This window comes from Planomonospora algeriensis (assembly GCF_977012225.1).
Window position 1 is genome coordinate 1 of the sequence record NZ_CDRNDK010000325.1, and the last position, 7,516, is coordinate 7,516.

The 7,516-nt window shown below is 71.2% G+C and carries 9 protein-coding genes; 3 read left to right on the forward strand and 6 right to left on the reverse strand.

Going from position 1 to position 7,516, the window contains the following annotated elements:
- Positions 1-186: 186 nt before the first annotated feature.
- A complete protein-coding gene (locus tag ACWJ6R_RS26195) occupies positions 187-516 on the reverse strand; it encodes an ArsR/SmtB family transcription factor (protein WP_449064785.1) in 330 nt (109 codons plus the stop codon).
- Between ACWJ6R_RS26195 and ACWJ6R_RS26200 the strand changes: the two genes are divergently transcribed.
- On the forward strand, positions 515-1,672 hold the full coding sequence (locus tag ACWJ6R_RS26200) for a flavin-containing monooxygenase (protein ID WP_449064786.1): 1,158 nt from the start codon (positions 515-517) through the stop codon (positions 1,670-1,672). The two genes, ACWJ6R_RS26195 and ACWJ6R_RS26200, sit on opposite strands and share 2 nt — an antisense overlap.
- A 216-nt stretch (positions 1,673-1,888) precedes the next feature.
- Here ACWJ6R_RS26200 and ACWJ6R_RS26205 read toward each other — a convergent pair whose 3' ends face one another.
- From ACWJ6R_RS26205 to ACWJ6R_RS26225, 5 genes are all read right to left on the reverse strand, one after another.
- A complete protein-coding gene (locus tag ACWJ6R_RS26205; RefSeq protein ID WP_449064787.1) occupies positions 1,889-2,425 on the reverse strand; it encodes a hypothetical protein in 537 nt (178 codons plus the stop codon).
- A gap of 541 nt (positions 2,426-2,966) precedes the next feature.
- Positions 2,967-3,284, reverse strand: a complete 318-nt coding sequence (locus ACWJ6R_RS26210; protein WP_449064788.1) for a hypothetical protein — start codon at positions 3,282-3,284, stop codon at positions 2,967-2,969.
- Positions 3,221-4,465, reverse strand: a complete 1,245-nt coding sequence (locus ACWJ6R_RS26215; RefSeq protein ID WP_449064789.1) for a YfjI family protein — start codon at positions 4,463-4,465, stop codon at positions 3,221-3,223. Before ACWJ6R_RS26215 ends, ACWJ6R_RS26210 begins: the two co-directional genes overlap by 64 nt.
- On the reverse strand, positions 4,462-5,538 hold the full coding sequence (locus ACWJ6R_RS26220) for a bifunctional DNA primase/polymerase (protein ID WP_449064790.1): 1,077 nt from the start codon (positions 5,536-5,538) through the stop codon (positions 4,462-4,464). The genes ACWJ6R_RS26215 and ACWJ6R_RS26220 overlap by 4 nt, the downstream gene beginning before the upstream one ends.
- The gene (locus ACWJ6R_RS26225) at positions 5,535-5,717 is read right to left on the reverse strand and encodes a helix-turn-helix transcriptional regulator (protein ID WP_449064791.1); all 183 of its coding nucleotides are present in this window, start codon (positions 5,715-5,717) and stop codon (positions 5,535-5,537) included. Before ACWJ6R_RS26225 ends, ACWJ6R_RS26220 begins: the two co-directional genes overlap by 4 nt.
- A 100-nt stretch (positions 5,718-5,817) precedes the next feature.
- Here ACWJ6R_RS26225 and ACWJ6R_RS26230 point away from each other — a divergent pair, with 100 nt between their 5' ends.
- Together ACWJ6R_RS26230 and ACWJ6R_RS26235 are read left to right on the forward strand one after the other, a co-directional pair.
- Positions 5,818-6,534, forward strand: a complete 717-nt coding sequence (locus ACWJ6R_RS26230; RefSeq protein WP_449064792.1) for a helix-turn-helix domain-containing protein — start codon at positions 5,818-5,820, stop codon at positions 6,532-6,534.
- A partial coding sequence (locus ACWJ6R_RS26235; RefSeq protein ID WP_449064793.1) for a tyrosine-type recombinase/integrase occupies positions 6,521-7,516 on the forward strand: 996 nt, incomplete at its 3' end. The genes ACWJ6R_RS26230 and ACWJ6R_RS26235, both read left to right, overlap by 14 nt.

Sequence of the window (7,516 nt, forward strand, 5' to 3'; positions counted from 1 at the left end):
GCCTGTCGGTGCCCGGGATGAAGTCCCGCGTCCAGCGGGCCCGGACCCGGCTGCGCACCCTGCTGACGGCCTGCTGCCGGGTGGAGACGGACGCCCGCGGCGGCGTGCGCGAGGTGCGGCCCACGGGAGCGTGCCCATGCGGCGGCTGACCGGCCAGGACCGCACCGGTGCACGAGCGGGCCGGTCTCACCCGCAGGCGTCCGGCGGGCAGTCGGCCGGAGGGCAGCACGCCTGCAGGCCGGCCTGCAGGTCGGCCAACGCCTGGCCGATGCGGGCCGGGTCGGCCCGGTAGTAGACGGTCTTCCACTCGCGGCGCGAGGTCAGCACGCCGCCGTCGCGCAGGGTGGCCAGGTGGGTGGAGGTGGCCGACTGGGCCAGCTCCATGCGCTCGGCGACCTGGCCCACGGTCAGCTCGATCCCGCCCGCGAACAGCAGAAGGATCTGCTGGCGGGTGTCGCTGGCCAGCGCCTTGAGCAGCCCGCGCGCCGCGTCCGTCAACTCGATCCCGTCGTTCATGGTCATAGCATCACCCCACCCCCATCATATTGTCATTTTCAGATTTGACGATACGATCCGGCGGTGTGAGCACCTCCATCTTCGACGTCGCCGTCATCGGCGCCGGCCAGTCCGGCCTGGCCGCCGCCACGCCCTGCTGCGAGCGGGCCTGCGCCCGCTGGTCCTGGAGGCCGGTCAGCGCGCGGCCGGGTCCTGGCCGCACTACTACGACAGCCTCACTCTGTTCTCCCCGGCCCGCTACAGCGCCCTGCCCGGCGCGCCCTTCGACGGCGACCCGGACCGCTACCCGCACCGCGACGAGGTCACCGCCTATCTGCAGCGCTACGCCGCCCGCCTGGACGCCGACATCCGCACCGGCGCCCGCGTCACCGCCGTACGCGCCGAGAGCGGCGGCGGCTTCAGCGTGGAGTTCGCCGACGGCACGGTGCTGCACGCCCCGGCGGTGATCGCGGCCAGCGGCTCCTTCGGCAACCCGCATCTGCCGTTCCTGCCCGGCCAGGAGACCTTCACGGGACAGATCCTGCACGCGGCCGCCTACCGGACCCCGGCCCCGCATGCGGGCCAGCGCGTCGTGGTGGTCGGCGCCGGCAACTCCGCCGTCCAGATCGCCCACGACCTCGCGGATGTCGCCGAGGTCACGCTGGCCACCCGGGAGCCGATCCGCTTCGTCGACCAGCGCCCCCTCGGCCGCGACCTGCACTTCTGGTTCACGATCACCGGCTTCGACCGGCTGCCCGCTCGCCTGATCGCATCCCCGCCGACCGTGCCGGTGCTCGACGACGGCCGCTACCGCCGCGCCCTGGCCGACAAGCGCATGGAGCGGCGGTCCATGTTCACCGGCTTCGACGGCGACCAGGTCATCTGGGCCGACGGGACCCGCGAACACGTCGACGCGGTCATCTTCGCCACCGGTTACCGGCCCCACCTGCCCTACCTGAACGGCCTCGGCGGCCTGGACCGAGATGGGCGGCCCCGCCAGCGCGCCGGGGTGTCGCTCACCCATCCCGGACTCGGCTTCCTCGGCCTGGAATGGCAGCGCAGCCCCGCCTCCAACACCTTGCGCGGCGTCGGCCGCGACGCCACGCGTCTGGCCCGGCGTCTGGCCCGCTTGATCACCGCCGCCCGGGGTCCACGCCGGCCAGGTGTGGACGTGTGACCCAGCGGACGGATCCACGGTGGCCGCAGTCACACTGATGCTGCCTCCCCCGCGCAGGACGGGAGAGCGGAAGAACACCGCGATGATCGGCCCACCCTATGCGCACGTGCGCGTAGAGCGGGCCGAAAAGGCCGCGCGCGGGTGCGGATCCGGATCGGGACGACTCACGTGAGGCAGGGATCACCATCTGTCATCGCCGCCGCGACGGATGAGGCGTCACTGCGGGGAAGGGGCCGACGACTCACGGGTCCGCTCCCGCTCACGCCGGGCCTTGGCCTGCTGGATCTTGGCGACGAGACCCTCGATCACCTTCACGTCGTAGTCGGCTTTCACCGGCCCGCCCGCCGGCCCGGAGACCTCAACGGCCTTCACCGGCCGCCACTCCTGGGGACGGGTGCGGGCCAGATACTCCAGTGCAAGCCTGCCGTTGGGCGGGGTGAGCTGCCGGTCGGTCTCCACGGTGCCGTCCGGCCACCGACGGGTCACCTCGCGCACCACCGCCCCTCCCCGTGCGTCCAACTGCACGATCGACACCATCTGGGCTTCGGCCTCTGCGCGTGCCCGGGTGACCGCGTCCCGCAGTTCCCTGTATCCCGCGGGGGCGTCCTCGGCCTCCCCCTCGGCGAGCCATCGGTTGACGGTGGACCGCCCCACGCCGCACAGCTCGGCGGCGGTGGCGAGGTAGTTCCCCGCGCGGATGTACTCGCACAGGCGGTCGCGCAGCTCAGGGGTGAGCTTGGTAGGACGTCCCATCAGGCGCTCCGGATGCCGGCGCGGGACATGCCGAGAAGGACGACGGCCTTCCCCGGGGAGACGGAGGTTTCCCCGGGGAGACGGAGGTTTCCCGTCTGTTCCGCCGGGCGGGAAGGCCGCGCCGCACCGCGTCGCGGGACGGGCCGACGTGGACGCCGGGGATGGCGCCGCTCGGGGCGGCTCGATCGGAGAGCTGGACGACCGTCATGCCTTGCTCCTTGTCGGGTGAGTGGCCTGTCCTCCGGCCGGCCCCGGCTGGAGGAAGTGACACCGGCCGGGTCCGCCGTCATCGTTCGGAAAACGGTGACATCGGGCAGAAAACCGGCCTTGACCTGCGATGACAGTGTCATCGCGGGCGTTGACACCTCGGTGACGAGTTCCTTCGATGGGGTTCTGACCTGCGGAAACGCCTGTCAACGCGCCCGGTGACAGGCCGATCCGGGTCTCGGCCCGTCACCGGGGTCCCTCCTTTGTCACCGGACTGTCATCGCAGCCGATGACAGTCGTTTCCGCAGGTCATCAGGATCGCGAGAGGGTCCTGTCAGCGTGTCATCGCGATCTGGGGGTGCATCTCGTAGACGGTCCTGCCGGAGACCGAGAACGAGTCGGGGACCCCGCGGATGTAGCCGTGGTCCTCCAGCAGGGCGAGGACCCTGGCGACCTCGTCGACCGACTTGAGCCTCCGCTGGAACCGCCGCTGCACCGCACGCTTGGTGAGAGGCCCCTCCTTCGGGTCGCGTTCGGCGATCCATGCCAGGACCGCCTGGGCGTCCTCCTGGAACGGATGGGCGTGCATCACCCCGAAGGCGGCGGAGGTGTGTTCGATGTAGTACCGGGCGAGCCTGATCGCCCGGCGCATGGTCTCCTCACCGATGGGGGTGTGGAACCGCCGTCGGGGTCCTGGGCCAGGTGCAGCAGGCCGGCCAGGCGAGCGGTCGCCCCGGGGAGCTTGGCCGCCCACTCGCGGAGCGTCTCCAGGTCGCCGTTGCCGATCCGCAGGCGGGGCTCGATCTCCCCTCGCCATTCGGTGTGAAGCCGGAGTGCGCCCGCCGTGAGACCGATCACGGCGGGAGGGCCGGACCGGCGGGTGAGGTCCAGCGCCATCCGGGTGAGGCGCGTGCCGTACTCCTCGATCACCCGGCGGGAGACCGTCTCCGGCTCGATCTTCCGGTTTCCGATGAGATCCCGCGGCACCGAGAACAGGAAGCGCGCCAGGGCACCCCGCCCCTGCATCTGGGGCTTGGCGGCGATGTCCTGGAGCATCTGCGGCTGCACGCAGAGCCCGATGGTGAGGGCCGGGCGGTCCACCGCCTCGGTACGGCTGCGCCGGTCGATCTGGAGCCGGTCCCCGGCATGTCCCTTGAGCAGCAGCTCGACGTTGGGGCGGCTGGAGTAGCGCCCCAGCACGATCTCGAAGAACGCGCCCTCGGCGGATAGGATGGCCAGCCGCCCGCCCTGCTCGGTGAGGGTGGTCGTCGCCTGCTCGGGTGTCGTGTCGTCGGCGGTCAGCCGGGGCATGATCGGGATCTCCATCGTTTCAGCCGCCTGGAGAGCCTGGTTGGCCGTCCGGATCTCATCCGGCGACTTCGCCTTGCGGCGGGCTTCCTCGGCGTTGGCCAGGGCGGACTTGCGCTCCGCCTCCGCCTCGGCGATCTGCGTCCGGGCCGTCGCCTGGAGCTGCCGCTCCGCTTCGCTGATCGGGCCGAGCATCATCCGGAAGGCGGGAGACTTCCCCGAACCGGGAGGCATCGCCACCGCGACGAACAGGTTGAGCGGCTCCGTCCAGCTCCCACGGACGGCGACCTCCGCCCGTCCGGCCACCACGGTGGCGAGGACGGCCAGGGCGAGCGCGCCGGGAAGGTCCGCCGGGACCTGGATCTCCTCCGCCGTGCCGTTAACCATCTCGGCGATGTAGCCGGGCAGCACCTCCACGGGGAAGGCGGGAAGCGACGCTCGGCCGCCCAGCGGGACGGGCTCCTCCCACGGCTCGGACTTGATCACGGTTCCGACGATCTCGTCGGCGGTGATCTGGGTGTTCATGCTGCCCCCTGGCGTGATTGTGTGCTCCCGGCGGCCAGGCCGGAGCGGATGGTGGCGGCGGCCTCCCGGGGAGGCCGCCCGATGCTCTCGGCCGCCATTCGCAGGGCGGTCTCGGCGGAGTGGGCGGGGAGCAGACCTCCGCCCACAAGTCGGCCGAGCGCGTACGCGGCCGTGTTGAGGGTGGCGTTCCTGCTGCCCGGACGCGCGTCGAGGACGTGCTGTACCTCTCCCCGGAGCGCGGCCAGGACGTAGCCCGTGGCGCGTGCACCGTGCCCGGAGATGATCTCCGACGGTGGCCTCATCGGCCCACGCGGAGGATCCGAAGGCGCGGCGAGCCGGTCGGCGAGCCATCTGGGGAGAGGGAGCGGGTCCGGCGCGTGGATGACGTCGTAGGTCCCGCGGCCGTCCGGCAGGTCCACCCGGCTGCCGGGGCCGACCACGTACCCGCCGGTCGCCCGGGTGTCGATCAGCCAGCCCAGCCCGCGGCCCCTGTCCCCGCTGGTGTTGCCGAGCGTGACCCCATCCGGCGCGGTGAAGTACAGATGCACGCCGCCGCGCCGGGTCCTGACCTGGAACGTCTCGAACGGGAACGGTTGCCCGGCCTGTTCGCAGAGCGACGCGAGCACGTCCGCCCCCTCGTTGACGCCTGGCACGTCCCACGGCTGCGGCGGCCGCCGGCCGTCCTTGGGAGTGTCCAGGTCGATCACCACGAGCCGGGAGGGCCCGCAGGCGATGCCGACGTTGTACGGCCTGCCGTCCCAGAGCCTCCGGATGGCTTCGGGGTCGTCGGTGGCCCGGCTCTCCCAGTCGGTGAATCCGGGGAGCGGGCGCTTGCCTCCCGGCGTGAGCGGGAAGACATGCCAGCCGCGCCGGGCGGCGGCCAGGGCGTGCCGGAGTTCGCGACCGGGGCGAGGCTCGGAGCCCCGATGTACCCTGATGAGGCTCGTGCCATTGGTGGGTGCTGAGCTTGCGGGCGGGTTCGTTGCGAGCGGACCCGCCCCCCTCTCATCCGGGTGGGTGTGCGTAGCCGAGAGGCCGGTCGCTCCCCCGGGACGCTCCGGCGGGCGGTTCACACCGCCTCCGCGAAACGGCTGTCCTCCCAGGCGACGACGTCCGCCAGCCGGTACCTCACGTACTTCCCCGCCCGGTAGTAGCGGGGGCCGTCCCCGCGCGAATTCCAGGCGTAGACGGTGGCCAGCGGGACCTTCTCCCGCTCGGCCAGCTCTGCCGGGGTCAGCACTTCGCTGCTCACGACAAGCCTCCAAGTTGCTCGTTGCGGTAATGCCACGGGCACCATAGATCATGAAGACTGCATGTTGCAATCCAGCAATAAGCAACGTAGGTTACGGCCCATGATCGAGGAAGACCCATCGACGGTCGCGCAGCTGATCGGGCGGAACATCCGCCGCCTCCGGGAAGCCAGGGGCAAGGTCCTGCGCGACGTCTCGGAGGCCGCCCGCGCTTTCGGGATGACCTGGGATCCGTCGGCCGTGTCACGCATCGAGACGGGCCGCCGCGACCTCACCATCGAGGAGCTGCTCGCGCTCCCCCGCGTCCTGACGCTGGCATTGGACGAGCCCGTGACCCTGGTGGACCTCCTGCCGACCCTGGAGGACGGCTACACCGTCTCCAGCTTCGGCCGGCGGGTCTCCCTGACCCACGTGATCGAATTGCTCGCCGAACCGGGGTTCGCATGGTTCCACCAGCCTGTACAGCACAAAGTGCGCGAGATCATCAGCGAGTGGGTCACCGAGGAGAAGCGGAAGGCTCAACTGGAACGGGCCGGCGGCGATGCCGAAGAAACCTACGAGGAACTCCAAGCGCTGGCCGACGAACTCGGCGTGGGCACCGGAAACCTGATGCTCGCCTACCGGGACCTGTGGGGGCCGTTCGCCGGCAGCGTCTCCGGAGAACGGGAACGCCGCCTGCTGGAGTCCGGCGCCGATCTGAGCCAACCCACCAAGGTACGAACGCTCCGCGGCCACATCACCCGGCAACTCATGGCCGAGCTCCGCGACTACTTCGCCGAACGCAGACCTGCCGCGGAAGGACACGATGGCGCGCGTTAGAGATCTCTGGTTCAAGACGGTCGAGGGACCGGACGGCCAGTCGAAGAAGGAGCCGACCGCCCGCAACGGAAACGGGAAACGCTGGCTGGCCGTGTGGGCAGGACCCGACGGCAGGGAGCAGACGAAGGCGTTCGCCAAGAAGAGCGACGCCGAGAAGCACGCCACGACGATGGAGGCCGACCGGCTCCGGGGCGTCTACATCGACCCCAAGCGCGGGCAGACCAAGCTGCGCGAGTACGGCGACCAGAAGTGGCTGCCGGCACAGGTCCACCTGCGGGCCGGTTCCCTGGAGACCTACGCCTCCCACCTGAAGACCCACATCTATCCGGCCCTGGGCGACCGGCGGATCGGCTCACTCACCCGCGCCGACATGAAGTCCTTCGTCGCCAAGCTGAACGGCTCCCTGGCGGCGTCCACGGTCGGGACCGTCTACGCGATGCTGCGGGCGCTCATGCAGTCCGCCGTGGACGACGGCGTGATCGCCGCCAACCCCTGCCTGCGGGTGCCTCTCCCCCGGGTCGAACCCCGGGTCGTGGAGCCTCTGCCGACCACCGCTGTCCTCGCCCTGGCCGACTCCATCACGCCGCGCTACCGCCTGGCGGTGTGGCTCGGATTCGGCCTCGGACTGCGTGAGGGCGAGGCGCTCGGGATCACCGAGGCGCGGGTGGAGTTCCTGAAGCGACGGGTCCGGATCGAGAAGCAGGCCCAGCGGGGCGCCCTGGTCGAACTGAAGACCAAGGCGTCGCGGCGGACCCTGCCCGTCGACGACGGGGTCCTGGAGGAGATCACCGCGCACATGCAGCACTATCCGCGCGGACCGGAGGGGGTGCTGATCACCAACCGCATCCGCAAGATCCCCCAGCGGTCGTCGTTCGGCCACTGCCGGCGCGAGGCCGTCGAGAAGGCCGGCCTCCCCGAGGGGACGCGCTTGTTGAGTCGGCCTGGGGCGCGGTGCCGAGATCGCTCTCGATCCGTTTCCCCA